Source organism: Capnocytophaga bilenii, assembly GCF_017565765.1.
Lineage (GTDB): Bacteria > Bacteroidota > Bacteroidia > Flavobacteriales > Flavobacteriaceae > Capnocytophaga > Capnocytophaga bilenii.
Genome location: NZ_JAGDYP010000002.1, coordinates 322,307 through 343,940, shown reverse-complemented (window position 1 = coordinate 343,940; position 21,634 = coordinate 322,307). Strand labels below are relative to the sequence as shown.

The following is a 21,634-nucleotide window of genomic DNA, read 5'->3' as shown; positions in this document are numbered from 1 at the left end:
TCTTGTATTCCCTTTTTTCCGTTGGTCTTAAATTCCCTTGTAGTTTTGGGCTTCTAATAGTTTCTTCTCGGAGGATGGGTCTAAACCTAATGATTTAATATCCAAACTATCTCTAAGGGACTGATGTAATACAAAAGGGGTTCCTTCTTCAATATATTCTTTTGTTGAATATTTGTCTAGTTTATAAACATAAATATCCCCTATATACATTATAGCAAAATCATATTTTGGATCATCTATGCCAAAATAGATATCCTTAGGAAATCCATCCCTATCTTTAGCACAAAAAAATTTAGTTTTTGCTATTTTTTCTGCTTCTTTAATTTCCTCTTTACTATTCTCTACAACTGTTTCCCAACGATTAGGATAAGTATTTTTCAACAACTCCTCTATAGAAGAATACTCGTCCTTTAAAATATCTTCCCTACGAGGAATTCTATAAATATCATCATACTCTTTGAATAATTTGGCAACTGTAGTGTTTGAAAAACTTTCTTTTTCGTTAGACACTACAGAATCTTGCCCCTTTCCTGTCTCTCCTGTTCCTGATGTGTTTGTACTTGAACAAGCGCACACAAAAAGGACTAAGAGAAAAACACTAATTTTTTTAATTTGTCTTTTCATATTTATAACCTTTTTAATTTAGTGCAAAGATACAATATTTTTTTAATACTAACGAATTAAAATAAAGATTACGGGTGAGAAGGGTTATGAATTATGAATTGGCAGGGCGGCTTCTGTATTAAAATTAATCATTAATAATTCATAATTTATTTGTATCTTTGCCCCTCAAATAGCTTTTTATGTATTGGACAAAATATCTTTTCTATATATTTTTTATCTCGTTATGGGTTTGCCCCTCTATATCGTGGGCACAGATTGATGATATTAAGCGTTTTAATAAGAGTTCGGATCATTCATACGATACCAATTCGTATGAGAACGACTCTTACAACAATTCGTACAATAATTCGTACGACAATCGCTATAATAGGGATAATAACCGCAACAATAATGATAAAGAGGGACTTGGCTTTAAGAGTTTGCGCCCTAAAAAGAAAAAAGACAGTATTACCTTTACAGCTAATGACTACAAAATCATCACTTACTTGCGGGATACTACAGTTATAGACACTTCTATAAGTATGGCAAAATATTACCGCAACAACGCTTGGCAAAAGGATTTGTTTGGCAAAATGCCAATGGGTAATATGGCGCAACCTTACAACTCACTTAGCTACGATTTTAGAAGGCGTGCTTACTTACCTGATATGGGGGCTACAGCCAAAAAACAGCTGTACCTAACTCCTGAAGAGATTACTTATTACTATATCCCTACGCCTGTTTCACAATTTTCATACAAAACGGGTATGGAACAGGGGCAGAACTTGGATGTGCTTTTCTCGGCTAACTTAACGCCTCAGTTTAATTTTTTTATAGCTTATAGGGGATTGCGTTCGCTGGGGAAATATAGGCGTGCCCTTGTGAGTAATGGTAATTTTAGAACGGGTTTCAGCTATGTATCTACCAACAAAAAATACACTGTATTTACGCATTACGCTACTAACGACACTTATAGCCAAGAGAACGGGGGGATTGTTACCCTCAGTCAGTTTGAAGGGGGGGAACGCGTTTTTAAAAACCGCGCTACTATAAATATCAACTTATTGGACGCTGAAAATAACCGCGAAAGCAAGCGTTTTTTTCTGCAACACGACTATGCTTTATTGCGTACTTCGGACTCGCTAAAAACTAATAAACAGTTGCGCTTTAGGCATCTTTTTAGCTATGAAAAAGAACACTACAACTTTAAACAAAGCCGTAGCAATAGTTTTTTGGGTGATGCTTTTGTAAGTGAAAGTTTGCTGGATAGTGTAAACCTGAGAAAAATGACTAACAAACTAGGGGTGGAAGTGGAATTGCCTTATTTGGGCAAAACATTCCTCTTTGCAAACGCGTACCATTACAACTACTTTTTCCCTAATGCTTACTACGTATCGGGGGTATTGCAACGCCGCCAAATAAAGGATACGGATATGAGTTTGGGGGTAGAATGGCACAAAAAGGTGAAGGGTTTTAGCATAGATGCACAGGGGGAACAGACTTTTATTGGCAAAATGACGGGTACGCACCTTGCAGCAACGTTGGCTTATGCTTTCAACGCTGAAAATAAACTATCGGCGGGAATGACACTACACTCGGCGATGCCTAACTTTAACTTTTTGCTTTACCAAAGTGATTACAAGCGTTTTAACTGGAATAACTACGATAGTTTTCAGAAAGAAAACTACCAAACTCTTTACGGAAGCGTGCGTACACAATGGGGGGAAGCGCATTTGGACATTACAAATATTAATAATTATACTTATTTTGCAAGCGAAGGTAGAGGCATTGTGCGTCCGCAGCAATATAGTGGCAACATACAATACTTACAACTGAAATTGTACAAAGACATCAGGGTAGGCAAGTTTGGACTTGACAACACTATTTTGTACCAACAGGTAGTGCAAGATAGCAAGGTGCTGAATGTGCCTACAATAGTAACTCGCAATAGTTTGTATATCAAAACGCCGATGTTTCAGCGAGCAATGATACTGCAAGCGGGTATCGGACTGAATTACTTCACAAAATACTACGCTAATGAATACAATCCATTATTGGGTGAATACGCAACCCAAACGGAAAGGAAAATAGGCAACTTTCCTGCGCTTGACTTGTTTATCAACGCTAAAGTGCGCACAATGCGTATCTTCTTTTCATTGGAACAATGGCAAGTGCCTATTAGTAATATTAGCTGGATGCCTTTGGGCAATCCGTATCGCTACTACAGTACGCCAACCCAACCTTATAGGGACTTTATACTGCGACTGGGTATCAATTGGAACTTATTTAATTAATAACTAAACATTATTTTTACATAAATATGACAGAAAAGAGTAATAAGACGATTTTTGATGCACAGGTATTGGGGCATCCGGCGGGATTATTTGTGTTGTTTTTCACTGAAATGTGGGAACGTTTTTCATTTTACGGTATGCGGGTATTGCTTGTCAATTTCTTGACAATGACGCTTATTGGTTATAATCCTGGTTGGGCTTGGAGCACAGAAAACGCTGGGGCTCTTTTTGGCACTTATGTAATGTTGCTTTACCTTACGCCTATATTGGGGGGTATCATAGCTGATAAACTTACAGGCTACCGCTGGGCGGTAATCATTGGGGCTGTGATAATTACAATGGGACACGCTTCGATGGCTTTTGAAACTGAAAAATCACTTTACTTGGGACTAGCATTGCTAGTGATAGGAACAGGGTTCTTTAAACCTAATATGGTGTCGTTTGTTTCGGAAATGTACAAGTATTTGCCTGAAAAAAAGGATGCTGCTTATACAATCTTCTATATGGGGGTTAATTCGGGGGCTTTTTTTGGAATGATGCTCTGCGGCTATTTGGCTGAACGTATTGGCTGGAGCTGGGGCTTTGGCTTGGCAGGTATTTTTATGCTTTTGGGAACGATTCAGTTTTGGTTTGCCAAACCTCTTTTTGGGGAAATAGGGAATGTGCCTTCATCTGAGCAAAAACAACAAACAACGGCTAAGTCTGAAACGACACTTAAAGACGAAGACAAACGCAATCCTTTTACCTTAATAGACAAATTGCTCATTGCCTTTACAGCTATTATTGGGGTGGGCTATGCGCTAAATGACCCTCTGTCGAAAATATGGAAAGTAGACTTGTTCCGCTGGGCTGCTACTGACAGCCTAAAAGGGCAATACGTGGTGGTAATTGTTGCTCTTATTGCTTTCTTTTTTGTAGTGGGCAGTCGCATTATGCGTTATACCAAAGTGGTGCGCGATCGTATGCTTACGGTGGTGATATTTGGTTTTTTTGTAGTGTTTTTCTGGCTGTCTTTTGAACAAGGAGCTTCTTCGCTTATTATCTTTGCACGGGATAGTGTAGAACGCGAACTGCACGGCACTTGGGCAATTGCCTATAACATTTGCAACGCTTTGCTAACGCTCATACCGCTGCTACTGATTAGCTATGTGATGTTCTTGCTTATCAAAAGGACTTATAAACAAATACTGCCTGCTATTGTGATGTTGGTGCTATGTTTTGCTTTGGTGTGGAGTATTGTGGGCTGGATGTTTAAACGGGACTTTAACACGACTGCTTACAACGTTACTTATATGGCATACGAAATTGCTAATGACGATGGCTCTATTACTTATGTACCCGTAACGGAATACAATGCGAATGCGAGTGCCTACTTAGGCAAAAAAAAGGTGGAACGCAGTACTATTATAGGTGTTGCTGACCTGCAACTGAAGGAAGGTTCGCCCATAAAACTACTGAGTAAAAACAATAAAAACACTTCGTTTGGCTTTGTAGATGCTTCTAAAGAAGTGTGGGCAAAACAGCACGCTGCCTCTATTGGGGCTAAAGACAGCGGACTGATACCTGCGCAAGTGAAAGAAGTGCGCGACAATTGGGTGGAGGTAACCGTGTCGTGGTTTTCAATACTAAACTCATTTTTTATCATTGCCTTGGCGAGCTTATTCTCGCGCTGGTGGGACAGCCGCTTTAATCCGCCAGCCGCAGTGAAATACGGAATAGGATTGCTGATGCTCTCTATAGGTTTTGGACTGCTGGCTATAGGGGCATACGGGGTTACTCAGGGGGTAAAAGTGAGTATGCTATGGCTTGTATTTGCTTATATGTTCAACACTATGGGAGAGCTATGCCTGTCGCCAGTGGGGTTGTCGTACGTATCTAAATTGGTACCAGCGCGAATGATTGCCTTTATGTTTGGCGTATGGTATTTGGCAGTGGCTATTGGGCATAAATTGGCAGCTGTTGTGGGAGGACAAATAGACAATATTACTAAAGAATACAGCTTATCTACTTTCTTTTTGATATTCACCATTGTACCTGCCGTAGCGGGGACACTTATCATTCTCATCAATCCGTTTGTAAAGAAACTGATGCACGGGGTGAAGTGATTGCTGGAAGCAAAGTTGAGGAATTGGCGACTAAGAAAAAAGACAGTAAAAATTTGCATTTATTATTTTTTTACCATACCTTTGGCGCAATATTCTTATATAGAAATAATCAAAACACTAATTATACAAAAAAATGTTTAACAGTAAAGACAAAGACAAGAGAACTATGGCAGCAGACAATACTTCGGGAAGTAGCAACCGTATCGTTGCAGAGACTAAGTTTAAGGGAGAAATCAACTCTAAATCGGATTTTAGAATTGATGGAGAAGTGGAAGGTACTTTTCAAACTACAGGGAAATTGGTAGTGGGGCGTACTGGTGTTATAAAAGGTACTGTTATCTGCGAAAATGCGGATATTGAAGGAAAAGTAACAGGCACAGTAAAGGTGAATAGCCTACTTAGCTTAAAATCGACTGCAGTGGTGGAAGGCGAGGTATTTGTAGATAAACTTTCTATTGAACCTGGCGCTGTATTCAACGTATCTTGTGCTATGAAGGGAGCAAAAGGTTTTGGCAATGAAAAACCAGCAGGAGAAAAACCAATTAAATAAGTGGATATACTTTTCGCAAGCGGGCTTGCAAATGGCTATCACTATAGGGGTATGTAGTTTTTTTGGGGTATGGCTGGATAGCAAGCTACCCAATGACTATTCGCTCTGTACGATTGTATGCTCATTATTGGGCGTAGCTGGGGCAATATACACTATTATTAAGAAAGCTATTGAAATGAGTAAAGAACCTTAACCGCTTGTATAATGAAGAAATATATTGGCATCTACTTATGTGTACTTGTAATAGTAGGCACCGCTCTTTATGTGCTTGCTGACAAATGTACAAACTTGTGGGGAATAGGCTTGTATTACCCCGCTATCACTATAGGGTTATTGCACACGGGCTTATCATTGGTGGCAATGCTCATTGTATTTGCTACTTTTTACTTTTTCAGAGTTTATACGGCTTTTGGCTTTGTAGTGGGGCTACTACTGCAGACTATAGGAATAAGTATTGCTGAAATACCATTGAGCAAAGCACTTCACCCCGAAATAAACCCTATTTACGAATTGGCATTTATGGGTGGGGGTACTTTTGTACTGATACTCGTGCAGGCTGTGATAAGTGTGCTAATGATAAACGACAAAAAAATAAAAGAACTAACAAAATCATAAAAACAAATGGACGCACAAAAAGTGGATATGTTTATAGTAGCCAATGCGCGCTACTTCAAGCCTACTATGATAACTTCAATACGTGAGAAGCTACTATCATTGGACGACTCTAAATGGGGAGCAATACAATCGGTGGGGTATAAAGACCCAACAACCGCTCTTATTGTTTCTATTCTTTTGGGTTATTTAGGTATTGATCGTTTTTATATTGGCAATACTACACTTGGGCTGTTAAAACTGCTTACTTGCGGAGGTGCTAGCGTATGGACTATTGTGGATTGGTTTCTGATAATGGATAGCACTCGCGACCGCAACGCTGAACTATTGGCAGCAGCTATTAACTAATAAGTTGCATTACTATTGAAGATAACACAATTTTACAAGCTTGTAGTTGTATTTTATCTACTGATTCCCTGCTGGGTAGCATTCAATTATTGGCTAAACAGCAGGGGAATAGGGTTCATAAGTTGCCCTGTGAAGCATATTACGGGTTATCCTTGTCCGTCTTGTGGTACTACACGAGGGGTGATACAATTATGGTTAGGCAATTGGCAGGAGGCTTTGTGGCTCAATCCGCTATCGTGGATAGTGGCAGTGGGCGGGGTAGTGCTTCCGTGCTGGTTGCTCTATGATTTTTATACCAAAACCCCTACCCTATACCACAGCGAACGAGCTATAGGGCAAATGGTGAAAAAATATCGCTTTATAGGTATTATTTTTGGAGTACTGATAGTGCTGAACTGGATTTGGAACATACAAAAAGGATTGTGAAAAGAATTTTAGCCATTGATTACGGCAGCAAACGTACGGGAATAGCAATTACCGACCCGCTGCAAATGATAGCTTCGGGGCTTTGTACGGTAGCTACTAATGAATTGTTGCCTTTTTTGAAAAAATATACAGCCGAAGAGCCTATAGAGAGCTTTGTGATAGGGCAACCCAAGCGACTCAACAACGAAGATAGTGATGTGGAGGTGCTGATACAAGCATTTATCAGCCAGCTGCGACAAGAATTTCCTGACATTGCTATATATAGGCAAGATGAGCGTTTTACCTCTAAAATAGCTTTTCAGACGATGATAGACAGCGGGCTAAAAAAGAAACAACGGCAGGACAAAGCACTTATAGATGAAATAAGTGCTACGCTGATACTACAGCAGTTCTTGGAAAAGAAAATCAACCACCCTCATTTGGGAATTAACCTAATAGAAGGGTTGGGAAAATAAAAAAACATTATTACCAATGAAACATTTAATGCTACTGAGCCTTGTAATACTTACAGGGCTTTTGAGGGCGCAAACTTTATCTTCGCCCAATGGAAACTTACAACTTACTTTTTCGCTTACTGAAGAGGGCGAACCTATGTATTCACTACAATACAAAGGAAAAATGGTGATTGCTGATAGCAAAATGGGCTTTACTATTATGCCTGCGACTAACTTGAACGCTGGTTTTGAGCTGAAAGGCAGTTACAAAATGGAAAAAGATAGTGTATGGCAGCCTGTTTTGGGTGAATATAGCCAAATACGAGATCATCACAATGAATTATTAGTGAAATTGCAACAATGGAACACTGATTATGTACTGCATATTAGGTTTAGATTGTTTGACGATGGTTTGGGCTTTCGCTATGAATTTCCAGAACAGCCGCATTTGCGACACTTTGCTATAGGCAATGAACATACTGCTTTTAAACTTATGGGCAATCACAAGGCTTTTTGGTTGCCTGCTGACTATGATACTAATGAGTTTCCTACCACTATCAGCAGTTTGGAGGCTATACCTTCGCTTATAGACAAAGTGCGCGAAGAGCCTTTGGCTGCGAAATCGCCTACTGAAAACGTAGCCGTACAAACGCCTTTACTACTAAAGACTGACGATGGACTTTACTTGCATTTTCACGAGGCAGCTTTGGTAGATTTTCCTGCCCTGATGCTGAACCTGAACGCACAGGAGCATCTGCTTACCGCACATTTAGTACCCGACAAGAATGGGGTGCGTGGCTATATACAAACAGGGGGAATGAGCCCTTGGCGCACTATTATTGTAAGTGATGATGCTCGTGATATTATAGCTTCTAACCTGATACTCAACCTGAATGAGCCTTGCAAAATAGAAGATACTTCGTGGATAAAGCCTATAAAATACGTAGGGGTATGGTGGGAATACTTTATTGGAGGAGGTTCGACTTGGGCATACAAAGAAAACTCTCATCACTACCACGCTGCTAACACTCAGCACGTGATGAAATATATAGACTTTGCCGCTACTCACGGTTTTGATGCTGTACTGGTGGAAGGCTGGAACAAGGGTTGGGAAGACAATGTTGCGTACTACAAAGAACACATTTACAGTTTTACAGAACCTTATCCTGATTTTGATGTAGCCAAACTTCGCAATTATGCTGCCTCTAAAGGGATAAAGCTGATAATGCATCACGAAACAACCTCTTCGGTAGTGGATTATGAGCGGCAACTGCACCAAGCGTTTGATTTTATGAAACGCAATGGTTATGATGCTGTAAAAACGGGCTATGTAGGTCCTATCATTCCGCGCAGCGAGTACCACGATAGCCAATGGATGGTGAACCATTACAACTACGTAGCAGCAACAGCTGCCAGCTACAAAATTATGGTAAATTCGCACGAAGCGGTGCGCCCTACGGGCTTAAGTCGTACCTACCCGAACTGGATAGCACAAGAATCGGCGAGGGGGACAGAATTTGAATCGTTTACGGGTATTGCTCCTAATCATACAACTATACTCCCCTTTACCCGTATAAAAGGAGGTGCTATGGACTATACGCCAGGAATTTTTGAAGGCGACCTTAGCCTATATGGCGATAATAAAGCCAAACTGAGCTCTACCTTAGTGAAACAATTGGCACTATATGTAACAATGTACAGTCCGTTGCAAATGGCAGCCGACTTGCCTGAAAACTACGAAAAGCACTTAGATGCCTTTCAGTTTATAAAAGATGTAGCTACCGATTGGGATGATACTTACGTATTGGAAGCAGAACCAGGAGCTTACCTTACCATAGCGCGAAAGGCGAAAGGGAAACAAGAATGGTATGTGGGCGGCATTACCAACGAGGAAGCAAGGCAGGCAGTGATAGACTTCAGTTTTTTACCCGCAGGGAAAAACTATACCGCTACTATTTATGCCGATGGTAAAGATGCCGATTGGCGCACTCAGCCTAAAAGTTATAAAATTAGCAGCAAAAAGATACATCATAAAACAATTATAAAACAACGGCTTGCCCCTAGTGGAGGGGTGGCTATCAGCATAAAAGAAGACAAGTAATGAAGGCACCCAAAGCAACTAAAAAGCCCCATATATTGCGGGAGTTTGGTAACGAACGCATAGACAATTACTACTGGCTTGCCGAGCGTGGCAACCGTGAGGTATTAGCCTATTTGGAGGCAGAAAATACCTATTACCAAGAACAGACTGCCTCTACCCTACCCTTACAACAGCAATTATTTGCTGAAATGAAAGGACGGATGAAGGAAGACGATAGTTCGGTGCCTTACTTTTACAACGGCTATTGGTATGGCACCCGCTACGAAGCAGGCAAGGAATACCCTATCTACTTCAGACACAAAGAAAATATGACAGCCCCCGAAGAGTTATTATTTGACTGCAACCTGATGGCTGAAGGTTATGCTTACTTTCATTTGGAGAGCTTTGCCATAAGTGATGATAACCAATGGGTGGTATATGCCGTAGATACGGTTTCGCGCCGACAATATACACTGCAAATAAAGCATTTAGGCACCGGTGAAATATTGCCCTACCAAATAAAAAACACTAATGGGCAGGCAGTATGGGCTGCTGATAATCGCACTATTTTCTACACAAAAAACGACCCAAAGACGCTTCGCTCTTGTAAAATATACAGGCACCATATGGGCAACAATCCTAAAGAGGACACTCTTGTTTTCAATGAAAAAGACGAGACTTTTGACTGCTATGTATACCGCGAAAAATCTCGTAAGTACATCGTTATCAGTTCGGAAAGTACGCTTACCTCGGAAAGCCGAATATTACGAGCTGATACTCCTGAAGGCAATTTCAAAATATTCCAAGAGCGCACTCAGGGTTTGGAGTATGGCATAGCCCACTACAACGATTATTTTTACATACTCACCAATAAAGATGGCGCTACGAACTTCTGCCTAATGCGCACTCACGAAAACCATACTACTAAAGAGCATTGGGAAATGGTTATAGCCCACCGCAACGAAGTGCGCCTAAATGATGTAGAACTTTTTGCGGATTACTTAGTAGTTGAGGAAACTTATAATGGCTTGGAGCGTATACAAATACGCCCTTGGGAAGCAGGAGAGGCTTATTACCTGCCTTTTGAAAGCGAAACTTATACGGCTTATACTACGCAAAACGTAGATTTTAACACTCATCTGCTTCGCTATAGCTACCAATCGCTGGCAACTCCTGCTACGCTTTTTGAATATGATATGGCGCAACGCACCCAGCGTGTGCTAAAAACTCAAGAGGTGATAGACCCTCACTTCAGCAGTAGCAATTATACCGAAAAACGCCTATGGGCTACAGCAGACGATGGGGTAAAAGTGCCTATTTCGGTAATTTACCGCAAGGATATATCTTTAAACAGCAATAACCCACTATTGCTTTACGGCTATGGCGCCTACGGAGTTACTATCAATCCGTATTTTTCGAGCAGCAGATTGAGTTTATTAGACCGAGGGTTTATTTTTGCCATTGCACACGTGCGAGGCGGTGAATACTTAGGCAGACAATGGTATGAAGACGGTAAATTACTAAAAAAGAAAAACACATTTAGCGATTTTATTGCCTGCTCGCGCTATTTGATAGCCGAAGGTTATACTTCGCCAGCTCATTTATATGCCGAAGGAGGTTCGGCAGGTGGTTTATTGATAGGAGCGGTAATCAACCAAGCACCAGAATTATACCGAGGCGTAATTGCTGCAGTGCCCTTTGTGGATGTAGTAACCACAATGCTTGACGAAACAATCCCTCTGACTACAGGTGAATATGACGAATGGGGCAACCCTAACGAAAAAGCGTATTACGACTATATGCTATCGTATTCGCCCTACGACCAAGTAAAAGCTCAAGACTACCCAGCGATGTACGTAAGCACAGGTTTGCACGACTCGCAAGTGCAGTATTTTGAGCCTGCAAAGTGGGTTGCCAAACTGCGTGACCTAAAAACCGACAATAATCCGCTGTATTTGGATGTAAATATGGAAGTGGGACACGGAGGCGCTTCAGGCAGGTACGAATCACTAAAAGAAACTGCTAAAGAATACGCTTTTTTATTAAGTTTAGAACAATAAAATATTCTATATGAAAAAAAATTTCTTTCTCGCCATACTATCAGGAAGTTTGTTAGCCGCATCGTGGGTAACCTATGGTATTACTCCGCTAATATTTATAGCTTTCGTACCTTTATTGCTTGCCGATAGCCACATTCGTAGCCACTACAAGCACACCAAACGAAAGATTTTTATACTTAGTTATATCGCTTTCCTCATTTGGAACATCGTAAGCACTTGGTGGATATGGAACTCTACCCAAGTAGGCGCTGTATTAGCTATCTCAATCAACAGCTTACTGATGACACTTACTTTTTTGCTATACCACCTCGTAGCCAAACGTACTACCCAAAAACTATCACTTATCTTTTTGGTAGCTATATGGTTATCGTTTGAGAAATTTCACCTTTGGTGGGACATTTCTTGGCCTTGGCTAAACTTAGGCAATGTATTCTCTGAAAAAATCACTTGGATACAATGGTATGAATATACGGGAGCTTTTGGCGGTAGCCTATGGGTTTGGCTACTAAATATTATTTTTTATATTGCTGCAAAAGACTATCTTACCGACAAAAACCGCGCTCTATTAGCTAAAAGAGTAGGTATTGCGATGTTATTTTTTGCAATACCTGTTGTTATATCATATTATAGCTACATCAACTACAGCGAAAAAGGACTTAAAACAGCCGATGTAGTAGTATTGCAACCTAATATAGACCCTTATGAAGAGAAATATCAGTTTAGCAACGAGAGCACCTCAGAAGCTATAAGCTATTTTTTACTTGACAAGTTAGACCATAAAGTTAATTTCATCATTACTCCCGAAACGATGTTTGCAAGGAACATACTCATTGATGAATTGGCTAATAGTGCCCCTGTAAACACTTTGAAGAATTTGTTTTTAGCTTTTCCGCAAGTAAATTGGGTAGTTGGAGTTTCGTTACTGAAATTTATAGAAGACAAGAAAGATGTTACTGCACAAAGCAATTATTTAGCCGAGAAGGACATTTGGTACAACGACTATAATTCGGCTTTTTTGCTCAATTACGATTACTTTCGCAGCGACACTTTGCCACTATATCACAAAAGCAAATTGGTGGTAGCCGTAGAAAACTTTCCTTATCAACACCTACTAAAGCCTATTTTGGGAGATATGCTCATCGACTTGGGTGGTACCATAGCGTTAAAAACGACTCAAAGAGAACGAAGTATATTTACAGGGAGAGAAACAGCTGGCAAAGCAGCTCCCATTATTTGCTATGAAACAGTTTATGGAGAATTTGTAACTGACTACATCAAGAAAGGAGCTAATTTTTTAGCAATACTGACCAACGATGCTTGGTGGGGCGACACACAAGGCTACAAGCAGCTGCTCAGTTATACGCGTTTGCGAGCCATTGAAACACGCCGCAGCGTAGCCCGCAGTGCCAATACTGGTATTTCGGCATTTATCAATGGGCGCGGGGACATACTTAAAGCACTACCATATAGAGATTTCAACACGCTACGATGCACTATTGCACTTAATGAAGAAGTAACGTTTTATGTGCGTATGGGAGATTATATAGCGCGTATTGCAGGATTTTTAGCCTTCTTTATCTTCTTATATGCTATAGCGAAGAAGCGAGGAGAGATAACATTTCAGAAAACAAATAAGTGATTGTACCTGAGGGTGGAATTGGCAGGCTAAAGAGTAAAAAAATAAATTTGCACTTTTCAAAAATAATTCGTACATTTGCGCACTATGAAAATGCTATGAAAGAAATACTCGCTAAATATTTGCCAGAATATGCAGTGAACCCTTGCTTCGAGCTCATCAAGGCAAACAATATCTACTTGAAAATTGTAAATGAGCGAAAAACAAGGCACGGGGATTATCGGCAATTAAAAGAAGGGCAACACCTCATCACTATGAACGCTACCACTAATAAATACCGCTTTCTAATTACTTTTATTCACGAAGTTGCTCACCTAATAGCATTCCAAAGATACGGCAAACTTATAAAACCTCACGGTAATGAATGGAAATACACTTTCCAACAAATGATGAAGCCTTTTCTTATTCCTGAAATATTCCCTCAACAACTGCTTAGTGTATTGCTACGACATTTCCTAAACCCAATGTCCAGTAGTGATATAGACCCTCTTTTGGCTATTGCACTCAAACAATATGACGAGAACGAAACTGTGAGTTTTATATATCAGCTACCCATTGGTAGTACTTTTCGTATCAAAGACGGACGTGTGTTTGTAAAAGGACAACGCCGCATAAAATGTTATGACTGTACCGAAGTGAGTACTGGCAAAAAATACATATTCCAGCCTCACGCCGAAGTAGAAATCATCAAAGCAGGATAATAAAGTTAGAATATTAATGAATAGTAATTATTACGCCGTTATTATGGCAGGCGGTATAGGGTCTCGTTTCTGGCCTGTAAGTACCACCCAGTACCCTAAACAATTTCACGATATGCTTGGCACAGGGCAAACCCTCTTGCAACGTACCTATGGACGCTTGCAGAAGTTTATTCCTGCTGAAAATATCCTCATTCTTACCAACGAGCAATACAAAGGTATCGTAGAAGAACAAATACCCCATATACAGCCTCAAAACTTAGTATTAGAGCCTTGTATGCGTAATACAGCTCCTTGTATAGCCTATGCCGCTATGAAAATTAATAAGCGCAACCCTGATGCGGTAATGATTGTAGCTCCCAGCGATGCGTGGATAGAAGACGAAAACGCTTTCAAAAACGATGTAATTACTTGTTTTGAAGCTGCCCAAAACAATCCGCATATCCTTACACTTGGTATTAAACCTACATTTCCGAACACGGGCTACGGCTATATACAACACGCTCACAATGATGCGAATACAATTAAGAAAGTACTCCAATTCCGTGAAAAACCTAATTATGAAACTGCCAAAATCTTTGTGCAAGAAGGCAATTTCCTTTGGAATGCAGGTATTTTTGTATGGAGTACTCATACGGTATTAGCAGCCTACAAAAAGTATCAGCCCGAAATGTACGACCTCTTCAGTCGTGGAGAAAATGTATATAATACCCCTGAGGAACCTGATTTTATAACTGAAGCTTATCCGCTGGCTGAAAATATATCGGTGGATTACGCTATATTAGAGCCTTCCCCCAATATATACGTATTACCCGCCTCCTTTGATTGGAACGACTTGGGCTCTTGGGGCTCTCTTTATGATAAAACCGAAAAAGATGAGCAACAAAATGCAGTTATCAATGCGTACACCTTGCTAAGAAATGCTCAAAACAACATTATTCGCACTCAAAATAAGAAATACATCATCATAGAAGACCTCAGTGATTATATTATTGTAGATAGAGATGATGTGCTACTCATTTACCCTAAGGCAAAAGAACAACACATCAAAGAAGTTGCTGCCGAAGTAAAAAACAAATGGGGATTACATTAAAGACAAAAAAAGCTACCCTAAAAAGGTAGCTTTTTTTATAAAACTTCTGCCACTACAAAGGTACTGCCACCTACGAAGATAAAGTCGGTAGTTGTGGCATTGGCTTTGGCAGCTGCCAAAGCTTCTGCTACTGAGGGGTAAGCCTCGCCTTGCAGTCCTTTGCTGGTAGCTATTTGGTGTAGTGTAGTTACATCCAATCCTCTTGCTATATGTGGGCTACAGAAGTAATAAGTAGCCTCACGAGGAAAGAGTGCTAATACAGCATTTACATCTTTCTCTTTTACAAAGCCTAATACTATATGAAGGTGGGTATATTGTTGTTTTTTAAGTTGTTCAACTACATAAGTAAGCCCTCCGATGTTATGCCCTGTATCACATACTATTGTGGGGTGCTCGCTAAGCGTTTGCCACCTACCTTGTAGATGGGTATTGCGAACTACGTGCATCAATCCTTCACTTATATTCGCTGTACTTATTGCCCAACCTTTATCTATCATTAGCTGTATAACAGCAACAACTCCTTTGATGTTCTTCTCTTGGTAACTACCCTGTAAATCGGTGGTGAAGGTAGTAGATATAGTTTTATCGGCAAAGAGAATAGGTGCTTTTTGCGCTTCAGCCTTTTGTATGAATACAGGGGCTGTTTCTTCTTGATATTCGCTTATTACCACAGGTGTTTCATACTTGATGATACCAGCTTTTTCAAAAGCTATTTCGGCAAGTGTATTCCCCAATATATCAGTATGGTCTTTAGAGATGTTGGTAATAAGGCAGACATCTGGTGTGATAATATTAGTAGAATCAAACCTGCCGCCTAAGCCTACTTCAACAACTGCTATATCTACTTTCTCTTCGGCAAAGTAGCTAAAGGCTAGCCCTACAGTCATCTCGAAGAACGAGAGCTTAAAATTCTCTAAGTAAGGTTTGTGTTTAGCTATAAAATCTACTACATATTGCTCACTTATTTCTTTCCCATTTATTTTGATACGCTCTTTGAAGTCTTTCAAATGCGGTGAAGTGTAAAGCCCTACCTTATATCCTGCTTCCTGAAGTATAGAAGCTATCATACTACTGGAAGAGCCTTTACCATTAGTGCCTGCTATATGCACCGTGCGCAATTGTTTTTCAGGATTGCCCAAATAGTTGGTAAAGCTTATTATATTATCGAGTTTGTTATTCAGTGCTGCTCGCCCCTGTGATTGAAACATTGGTAGTTGGGCAAACATCCAAGTTAGTGTTTCTTGATAATTCACTTTTTATTCTCTTAATTTAAAATTAACTACGATGAAGCCTACTTGTCGTATAGGAGCGTTTTGATCGGCGTTCCAAGTATGCTTATAGGCGGTTTTTTCGGCTGCTTCCCAAAGGCATTTAGCAGGGCTATTAGTACCCTTTACTCCAGGGGTAGCTTTTACTACCTTGCCACTGCGGTCTACTTCTATTTGCACCACTACGCGCCCCTCTTCATTACAATCTTGTAGTACTTCTCCTTGCGAAGCAATGGTGCGCCCTTTCAGCCCCCAACCTTTGCCGGTATTACCTCCACCACCAGCACCATAATAACTGTCGGCGTACTGGCTACCATCTATTTTCCCTTGATAGCCATAGTGGTTAGAATCGCCTTGTCCTCCTGTATTATTGCCACCTGCATTGGCAGCTCCTAATATATTAGAAAGCGCATCCGATGCCTCTCGTGAAGGCTTTTGTTGTTTAGGAGTTTCTTTTTCTTCTTTAGGGGTTTCTTTCTTTTTTTCTTGTTTTTTAGGTACTTCGGGGACAGCTACTTCTTCGTCGTTATCTTGTGCCAATAGGTTCTCTTTTACCTCGGGCGAGGTAGCCTCTTCAGGTTGGGTGTTGGGGGTAGGTATTTCTTCTTGCTTAGGCAGTGAGGGGGGAGGAGTATACTTGCCAGAGCCTTCCAAATCTATACCATAGACTACTTCCACACCGCTTTCGGGTGCGGGGTCTAAATAGCGCATTCCTGCCAAAAAAAGTAAAAGCACCAATAGCCCCATTACCAATAAAGTAATAGCAAATGATTTTTTTTCGTATTCTGTTTTAATGAAACTCATAAAGTAATTTTATTTGGGACGTACTGCCAAAATAACTTTGTATTGGTTTTGGTTGGCTACATCCATTACGGTTACGGCATTTTCTATAGGCACACTTTCTTCTACACGCAAAATGATTGTAGGGTTTTCTACACCATTGAGGGCTGTTTTTAGTTCAGATTCTAAGTTCTCGGCATTGATTTGTTTTTTATCAACAAAGAAGTTTAGGTTCTTATCTATACTTACCGATACGTTTTGCGTGTTAGTAGATTTTCCTTTTGCCTTAGGCAGTAGCAAATCGAGTGCATTGGGGCTATTGGCTGTAATCATAAAGAATACAAGCAATAGGAACACTATGTCGGTCATAGACGACATACTGAACTCTGGACTTACCTTATTTCGGCTTTTTATCTTCATAGATAGCTTGTTTTAAAAAGGTTCGTTCAATAGGTCTAAAAAGTCTACTGCATTAGCTTCCATTGTATGTACAACCTTATCAGTATTTACTACCAAGTGGTTGTAGCCTACATAGGCAATAATCCCAACAATAAGTCCTGCTACGGTAGTGGTCATTGCAGTATAAATACCGCCTGCTAAAGCACCCATTTCGGCTTGCCCACCAGCACTTGCCATTTCGTGAAACGAAAGTATCATCCCCACTACAGTACCCAAGAAGCCTATCATAGGACCTGCCCCTGCTATGGTAGCTAAAATAGCTGTATTCTTTTCTAACTTATATACCTCGAGTGTACCTGCATTTTCAATAGCTTTGTTGATATCCTCTAATGGCTTGCCTATGCGTGATATACCTTTTTCTATAAGGCGTGCTGCAGGCAAGTTGGATTGAGCACAAAGCAACTTAGCAGCTTCAATTTTTCCTGAAGCGATATTGTCGCGTATTTTGTATATGAAAGTATTATCTACTTTAGATACTGCCCTGATAGCCAGCAAGCGTTCAAAGTAAATATAAAGTGCTACCCCTAGCATAACAAAAAGAATGCCAATGATAATAACGTTTGCAGCTCCTCCTCCTACAATCATATCCATAATTGAAAGTGTTTTCTCTTGGGCTGCTTGTGCAGTGTCGTTCGCAGCTGCTGCGGCAGCTGTAGCTGTAGTTTGCAATCCTAACATTTTTCTTTAATAATTTATCTTTTAAAATCTTGCAAAAGTACAAAAAATAACGTAATTGGTAACAAAACATTAACAATTTTAACAATTACGACAAGCCTGTGATGATGCCTTCATCATCTATATCCATACCTTCGGCAGCAGGCACACTTGGCAGTCCTGGCATACGTACCGTATCGCCTAAAATTGGGATTACAAAGCCTGCACCAGAGGCAAATTCAAACTCGCGTACCGTTACATCAAAATCGGCGGGACGGGCAAGTTTCTTTTCGTCATCGCTCAATGATTTTGGCGTTTTTACGATGCATACCGGTAGCTTATCAAAGCCTAATTTGTTAATTTGTTTTAGCTGACTTAGGGCTTTGCTACTGTAATGTACTTGTCGAGCTCCGTATATTTTGGTGGCTATGGTTGCTATTTTATCTTCTATGCTTGCTTGGTGGTCGTAAAGAGGTTGGAAATGGCTTTCGTTGCTTTCGGCTATGGCTACTACAGCTTGTGCGAGTGCTTTAGTGCCTTCGCCCCCTTCAGAAAAGCCTTTGCTTACGATGGCTTCTACCCCTTTTTGTTTACAAAATTCTTGTACAAAAGCGATTTCCTCATCGTTATCGTGAGGAAAGTAGTTAATAGCTACTACAGCCTTAAGCCCAAATTGTTGTATGTTTTCTATGTGTTTTTCAAGATTTGCAATACCGAGTTTCACTTTTTGCAAATCGGGGGTATTGTATTCTTCTTTTTTAGCACCTCCGTGGTGGCGTAGCGCACGTATAGTAGCTACAATTACAGCAGCATTGGGGGCTAACCCTGCCGATACACATTTGATATTGAGGAACTTTTCAGCCCCCAAGTCGGCACCAAAGCCCGCTTCCGTTACTACATAGTCGGCTAAAGAAAGTCCCATTTTGGTAGCCAAAACAGTATTGGTGCCTTGAGCAATGCTTGCAAAAGGACCTCCGTGCAATATAGCGGGGTTGTTTTCTAAGGTTTGTACCAAATTGGGCTTGATAGCTTCTTTTAGTAGCAGAGCCATAGCTCCTACAACTTTGAGGTCGCGTGCAAAAACAGGAGTCCCGTCAAACTTTTTTCCTACGTAGATATTCCCAATACGCCTCTTCAGGTCGGAGAAGTTTTCGGCGAGGCATAGGATAGCCATAATTTCTGAGGCAGGGGTGATATTGAAGCCGTCTTCGCGTGGTACGCCGTGAGTACTTCCGCCTAAGCCTACTACGATATGGCGTAGAGCACGATCATTCATATCCATTACGCGTTTCCATACTACGGTGCGAGGGTCTATACCGATGCTGTGTGTTTTGCTTTGGATATTGTTATCAATAACTGCCGAAAGGAGGTTGTTGGCTTTTTCAATAGCAGAAAAATCGCCTGTGAAGTGGAGATTAATATCTTCCATAGGCACTACTTGCGAGTATCCACCGCCCGCAGCACCCCCTTTGATGCCAAATACGGGACCTAATGAAGGTTCGCGCAATACGGCGATGGCTTTTTTGCCAATTTTATTAAGTCCTTCGGTAAGCCCAATGCTCACAGTAGTTTTGCCTTCGCCTGCTGGTGTAGGGGTAATAGCGGTAACAAGCACCAATTTGCTATTTTTTATCTTTTGGGCATCTATAAGGTGCAGAGGGAGTTTAGCTTTATACTTTCCGTAAGGGTCTATATCATCTTCGTTGATATTTAGCTTTTTAGCTATTTCTTTTACAGGGAGTAGCGTTGCGTTTTGAGCGATTTCAAGGTCTGTCATATTGCTTAATTTTTTTCAGGGCAAAGGTAGGGAATTAAATGGTGATGTGCAAAAAAACGTACATTGTTTTTTAGTTGTATTTGTTATTAAATGTTGTCTTTGCATTTATTAAAGAAGGATAGGGTGTTTTCTATTTTTTGCTTTAGAGTGTTATCTCCTTCATTTGCTGCCATAAAGGATAAATATTCTTCAAATATAGCTGAATAGGAAGATATTTTCCTCATTTTCCATACTGAAGCTGCCAAAATGAGCTCTATTGCTAATATTTGTTCTATATTACGAATGATTTGTTCGCATTTTACGGCTGCACTTCCTCCCATTCCTTTAATATCTATTGATTTTTCAAACAAAATAGGGCTTTCTATGCTTGATGGTGTGGATAGCCGTCTGTTTTCATTTAAAATTCCTTCAATAATTCGTTGGAATATAGGATATTCTATCAGCTCACTTTGTTCTTGGTGTTTGGTGATTAGGTAGAATACGCGGCGCTCGCTGATGTTGCCTAAGCTGGTGAGGGTAATAGCGAGAAAATCCATACTGAGGGATAGTGGGAGTGTGTGTGAGTTCCCTCCAAAGATGACTTCTTTGTTTTCGTGAAACAGTATGGGGTTATCGGTAGCTGAGTTGATTTCGGTTTTGATAACTTTTCGTATAGAGGCGATGGTTTCGCGCACGGCACCGTGTATTTGGGGTATAGAGCTGAACGCTTCGGGGAGGATTTTAAAATCGTTATTCTCAGCAGGAGCGGTGTGGGTGCTGAGAAGGTTGCGAAGGTGTTCGGTGGTTTCTATAAGTCCTTTATGGGGGCGTACAATTTGTATGGCTGGTGAGAAGTTTGTTAAGCTACCTCCAAATACTTGGGTAGATATAGAGGCTACTATATCTGCCCATTGTATGATTTTAAGTGCTTTGATGAGGTTGTAGGCACAATAGGCAGTGGTAAGTTGGGTGCCGTTGATGAGTGCTTCGGCTTCGCGTGGGGTAAGTGATAGGGGTTGCCAGCCATATTTGGCTTGTAATTCTTGTGCTGCATAGGTTTTTTGTTGTATAGAGACTTCGCCTTCGCCGAAGAGTGGCAGGGAAAGGTGTGCGAGTGCGATGCGCTCATCAGGAATATCTTTGGTATAGACTACGGGGTAAACTTCTTGGTTGTAGAAGTCTATCAGGCGTTGTACAACTTCTAATCGTACGCCGCTATAACCATATGATAAAGATTGTATTTTTAAGAGGAGCATTAGTTTGACAATGTGGTTGGGCAGCTTGCTACCTATACCGCAGGCGTAGTTGCGCAAAAGCTGGTGTTGCTTGCCTTCCAACTGTGTGAGGTATTGTAGTGGTGGGGTATTGCAGGCATTTTGCAGGAAATGCTGACATTTTTGGATATTGAGCAGGGCTTCTTCGGATAATTTTAGCTGGCTGTTGCTTTCAATAAGAGCTTCTATTTGCTCTAATACAAGTACTTGGTTTGAGATGTAGTGTGTCATAGGGGTATTTTATGGAGTTTTTTTCTTCGGCAAAGATACAAAATAATGTTTAATGATTAATTTATGTGGTAATCTTTTATCCTTCGGTGCGAGCCGCACAAGCTTTTATCCTTCGCTTATCCTTCGCTTAACCTTCGCTCAACCTTCGCTCAACCTTCGCTCAGGGTTCGCTGGGGGAAATTATGAATTTTGTATTTTGAATTTTGAATTGGCGCGGAGGACTAACAACTATTTTTTTTTGCTAATTACTAATTGTTTTGTAATTTTGAGCCC

Annotated in this window: 20 protein-coding genes; 13 read left to right on the top strand and 7 right to left on the bottom strand. The window is 40.6% G+C overall.

What is annotated here, in order from left to right; all coding sequences use genetic code 11:
* Positions 1-27: 27 nt before the first annotated feature.
* Entirely contained in the window at positions 28-624 is a 597-nt protein-coding gene (locus tag J4N46_RS03890) for a hypothetical protein (protein ID WP_208058224.1), read from the bottom strand.
* Between the two features lie 179 nt (positions 625-803).
* Here J4N46_RS03890 and J4N46_RS03885 point away from each other — a divergent pair, with 179 nt between their 5' ends.
* From J4N46_RS03885 to J4N46_RS03825, 13 genes are all read left to right on the top strand, one after another.
* Positions 804-2,897, top strand: a complete 2,094-nt coding sequence (locus J4N46_RS03885; RefSeq protein ID WP_208058223.1) for a putative porin — start codon at positions 804-806, stop codon at positions 2,895-2,897.
* 26 nt (positions 2,898-2,923) lie between these two features.
* Positions 2,924-5,002 carry a peptide MFS transporter gene (locus J4N46_RS03880; RefSeq protein WP_208058222.1) on the top strand — a complete coding sequence of 693 codons (2,079 nt, stop codon included), beginning with the start codon at positions 2,924-2,926 and terminating at the stop codon, positions 5,000-5,002.
* Positions 5,003-5,135: 133 nt separating this feature from the next.
* Complete coding sequence (locus tag J4N46_RS03875; RefSeq protein WP_009415989.1) at positions 5,136-5,552, top strand: bactofilin family protein; 417 nt, start codon at positions 5,136-5,138, stop codon at positions 5,550-5,552.
* Positions 5,518-5,745, top strand: coding sequence for an AtpZ/AtpI family protein (locus J4N46_RS03870; protein WP_009415988.1), 228 nt, complete (start codon positions 5,518-5,520; stop codon positions 5,743-5,745). Before J4N46_RS03875 ends, J4N46_RS03870 begins: the two co-directional genes overlap by 35 nt.
* 11 nt (positions 5,746-5,756) lie before the next feature.
* Positions 5,757-6,167: a hypothetical protein gene (locus tag J4N46_RS03865; RefSeq protein WP_208058221.1), complete on the top strand. Its 411-nt coding sequence runs from the start codon at positions 5,757-5,759 to the stop codon at positions 6,165-6,167.
* 6 nt (positions 6,168-6,173) lie between these two features.
* Complete coding sequence (locus tag J4N46_RS03860; protein ID WP_009415986.1) at positions 6,174-6,512, top strand: TM2 domain-containing protein; 339 nt, start codon at positions 6,174-6,176, stop codon at positions 6,510-6,512.
* Between the two features lie 129 nt (positions 6,513-6,641).
* Complete coding sequence (locus tag J4N46_RS03855) at positions 6,642-6,938, top strand: DUF2752 domain-containing protein (RefSeq protein WP_208058220.1); 297 nt, start codon at positions 6,642-6,644, stop codon at positions 6,936-6,938.
* The gene (ruvX, locus tag J4N46_RS03850) at positions 6,935-7,393 is read left to right on the top strand and encodes a Holliday junction resolvase RuvX (protein ID WP_009415984.1); all 459 of its coding nucleotides are present in this window, start codon (positions 6,935-6,937) and stop codon (positions 7,391-7,393) included. The genes J4N46_RS03855 and ruvX overlap by 4 nt, the downstream gene beginning before the upstream one ends.
* Positions 7,394-7,409: 16 nt before the next feature.
* Positions 7,410-9,473: a glycoside hydrolase family 97 protein gene (locus J4N46_RS03845; RefSeq protein ID WP_208058219.1), complete on the top strand. Its 2,064-nt coding sequence runs from the start codon at positions 7,410-7,412 to the stop codon at positions 9,471-9,473.
* A complete protein-coding gene (locus J4N46_RS03840) occupies positions 9,473-11,512 on the top strand; it encodes a S9 family peptidase (protein ID WP_208058218.1) in 2,040 nt (679 codons plus the stop codon). Before J4N46_RS03845 ends, J4N46_RS03840 begins: the two co-directional genes overlap by 1 nt.
* 10 nt (positions 11,513-11,522) lie before the next feature.
* Positions 11,523-13,151 (top strand): apolipoprotein N-acyltransferase, encoded by a 1,629-nt coding sequence (lnt, locus tag J4N46_RS03835; protein WP_208058217.1) that lies wholly within the window; start codon positions 11,523-11,525, stop codon positions 13,149-13,151.
* A gap of 95 nt (positions 13,152-13,246) precedes the next feature.
* Positions 13,247-13,849, top strand: a complete 603-nt coding sequence (locus J4N46_RS03830) for a SprT-like domain-containing protein (protein WP_009415980.1) — start codon at positions 13,247-13,249, stop codon at positions 13,847-13,849.
* A 16-nt stretch (positions 13,850-13,865) separates the two neighbouring features.
* Positions 13,866-14,939, top strand: a complete 1,074-nt coding sequence (locus tag J4N46_RS03825; protein ID WP_208058216.1) for a mannose-1-phosphate guanylyltransferase — start codon at positions 13,866-13,868, stop codon at positions 14,937-14,939.
* Between the two features lie 35 nt (positions 14,940-14,974).
* Here the strand turns inward: J4N46_RS03825 and J4N46_RS03820 are convergent, their stop codons facing one another.
* From J4N46_RS03820 to J4N46_RS03795, 6 genes are all read right to left on the bottom strand, one after another.
* Entirely contained in the window at positions 14,975-16,192 is a 1,218-nt protein-coding gene (locus J4N46_RS03820) for a bifunctional folylpolyglutamate synthase/dihydrofolate synthase (RefSeq protein WP_208058215.1), read from the bottom strand.
* 3 nt (positions 16,193-16,195) lie between these two features.
* Positions 16,196-17,011: an energy transducer TonB gene (locus tag J4N46_RS03815; protein ID WP_208058214.1), complete on the bottom strand. Its 816-nt coding sequence runs from the start codon at positions 17,009-17,011 to the stop codon at positions 16,196-16,198.
* Between the two features lie 9 nt (positions 17,012-17,020).
* Positions 17,021-17,407: an ExbD/TolR family protein gene (locus tag J4N46_RS03810; RefSeq protein ID WP_009415976.1), complete on the bottom strand. Its 387-nt coding sequence runs from the start codon at positions 17,405-17,407 to the stop codon at positions 17,021-17,023.
* A gap of 12 nt (positions 17,408-17,419) precedes the next feature.
* On the bottom strand, positions 17,420-18,124 hold the full coding sequence (locus J4N46_RS03805; protein ID WP_009415975.1) for a MotA/TolQ/ExbB proton channel family protein: 705 nt from the start codon (positions 18,122-18,124) through the stop codon (positions 17,420-17,422).
* 85 nt (positions 18,125-18,209) lie between these two features.
* Positions 18,210-19,877 carry a formate--tetrahydrofolate ligase gene (locus J4N46_RS03800; protein WP_208058213.1) on the bottom strand — a complete coding sequence of 556 codons (1,668 nt, stop codon included), beginning with the start codon at positions 19,875-19,877 and terminating at the stop codon, positions 18,210-18,212.
* Between the two features lie 86 nt (positions 19,878-19,963).
* Positions 19,964-21,361, bottom strand: a complete 1,398-nt coding sequence (locus J4N46_RS03795) for an aromatic amino acid ammonia-lyase (protein ID WP_208058212.1) — start codon at positions 21,359-21,361, stop codon at positions 19,964-19,966.
* Between the last annotated feature and the right edge of the window lie 273 nt (positions 21,362-21,634).

Bases quoted from the DNA above. Each gene is read 5' to 3' on its own strand.
- J4N46_RS03890 (WP_208058224.1), bottom strand. From the start codon at position 624: ATGAAAAGACAAATTAAAAAAATTAGTGTTTTTCTCTTAGTCCTTTTT.
- J4N46_RS03885 (WP_208058223.1), top strand. From the start codon at position 804: ATGTATTGGACAAAATATCTTTTCTATATATTTTTTATCTCGTTATGG.
- J4N46_RS03880 (WP_208058222.1), top strand. From the start codon at position 2,924: ATGACAGAAAAGAGTAATAAGACGATTTTTGATGCACAGGTATTGGGG.
- J4N46_RS03875 (WP_009415989.1), top strand. From the start codon at position 5,136: ATGTTTAACAGTAAAGACAAAGACAAGAGAACTATGGCAGCAGACAAT.
- J4N46_RS03870 (WP_009415988.1), top strand. From the start codon at position 5,518: ATGAAAAACCAGCAGGAGAAAAACCAATTAAATAAGTGGATATACTTT.
- J4N46_RS03865 (WP_208058221.1), top strand. From the start codon at position 5,757: ATGAAGAAATATATTGGCATCTACTTATGTGTACTTGTAATAGTAGGC.
- J4N46_RS03860 (WP_009415986.1), top strand. From the start codon at position 6,174: ATGGACGCACAAAAAGTGGATATGTTTATAGTAGCCAATGCGCGCTAC.
- J4N46_RS03845 (WP_208058219.1), top strand. From the start codon at position 7,410: ATGAAACATTTAATGCTACTGAGCCTTGTAATACTTACAGGGCTTTTG.
- J4N46_RS03840 (WP_208058218.1), top strand. From the start codon at position 9,473: ATGAAGGCACCCAAAGCAACTAAAAAGCCCCATATATTGCGGGAGTTT.
- lnt (WP_208058217.1), top strand. From the start codon at position 11,523: ATGAAAAAAAATTTCTTTCTCGCCATACTATCAGGAAGTTTGTTAGCC.
- J4N46_RS03830 (WP_009415980.1), top strand. From the start codon at position 13,247: ATGAAAGAAATACTCGCTAAATATTTGCCAGAATATGCAGTGAACCCT.
- J4N46_RS03825 (WP_208058216.1), top strand. From the start codon at position 13,866: ATGAATAGTAATTATTACGCCGTTATTATGGCAGGCGGTATAGGGTCT.
- J4N46_RS03815 (WP_208058214.1), bottom strand. From the start codon at position 17,011: ATGAGTTTCATTAAAACAGAATACGAAAAAAAATCATTTGCTATTACT.
- J4N46_RS03810 (WP_009415976.1), bottom strand. From the start codon at position 17,407: ATGAAGATAAAAAGCCGAAATAAGGTAAGTCCAGAGTTCAGTATGTCG.
- J4N46_RS03805 (WP_009415975.1), bottom strand. From the start codon at position 18,124: ATGTTAGGATTGCAAACTACAGCTACAGCTGCCGCAGCAGCTGCGAAC.
- J4N46_RS03800 (WP_208058213.1), bottom strand. From the start codon at position 19,877: ATGACAGACCTTGAAATCGCTCAAAACGCAACGCTACTCCCTGTAAAA.
- J4N46_RS03795 (WP_208058212.1), bottom strand. From the start codon at position 21,361: ATGACACACTACATCTCAAACCAAGTACTTGTATTAGAGCAAATAGAA.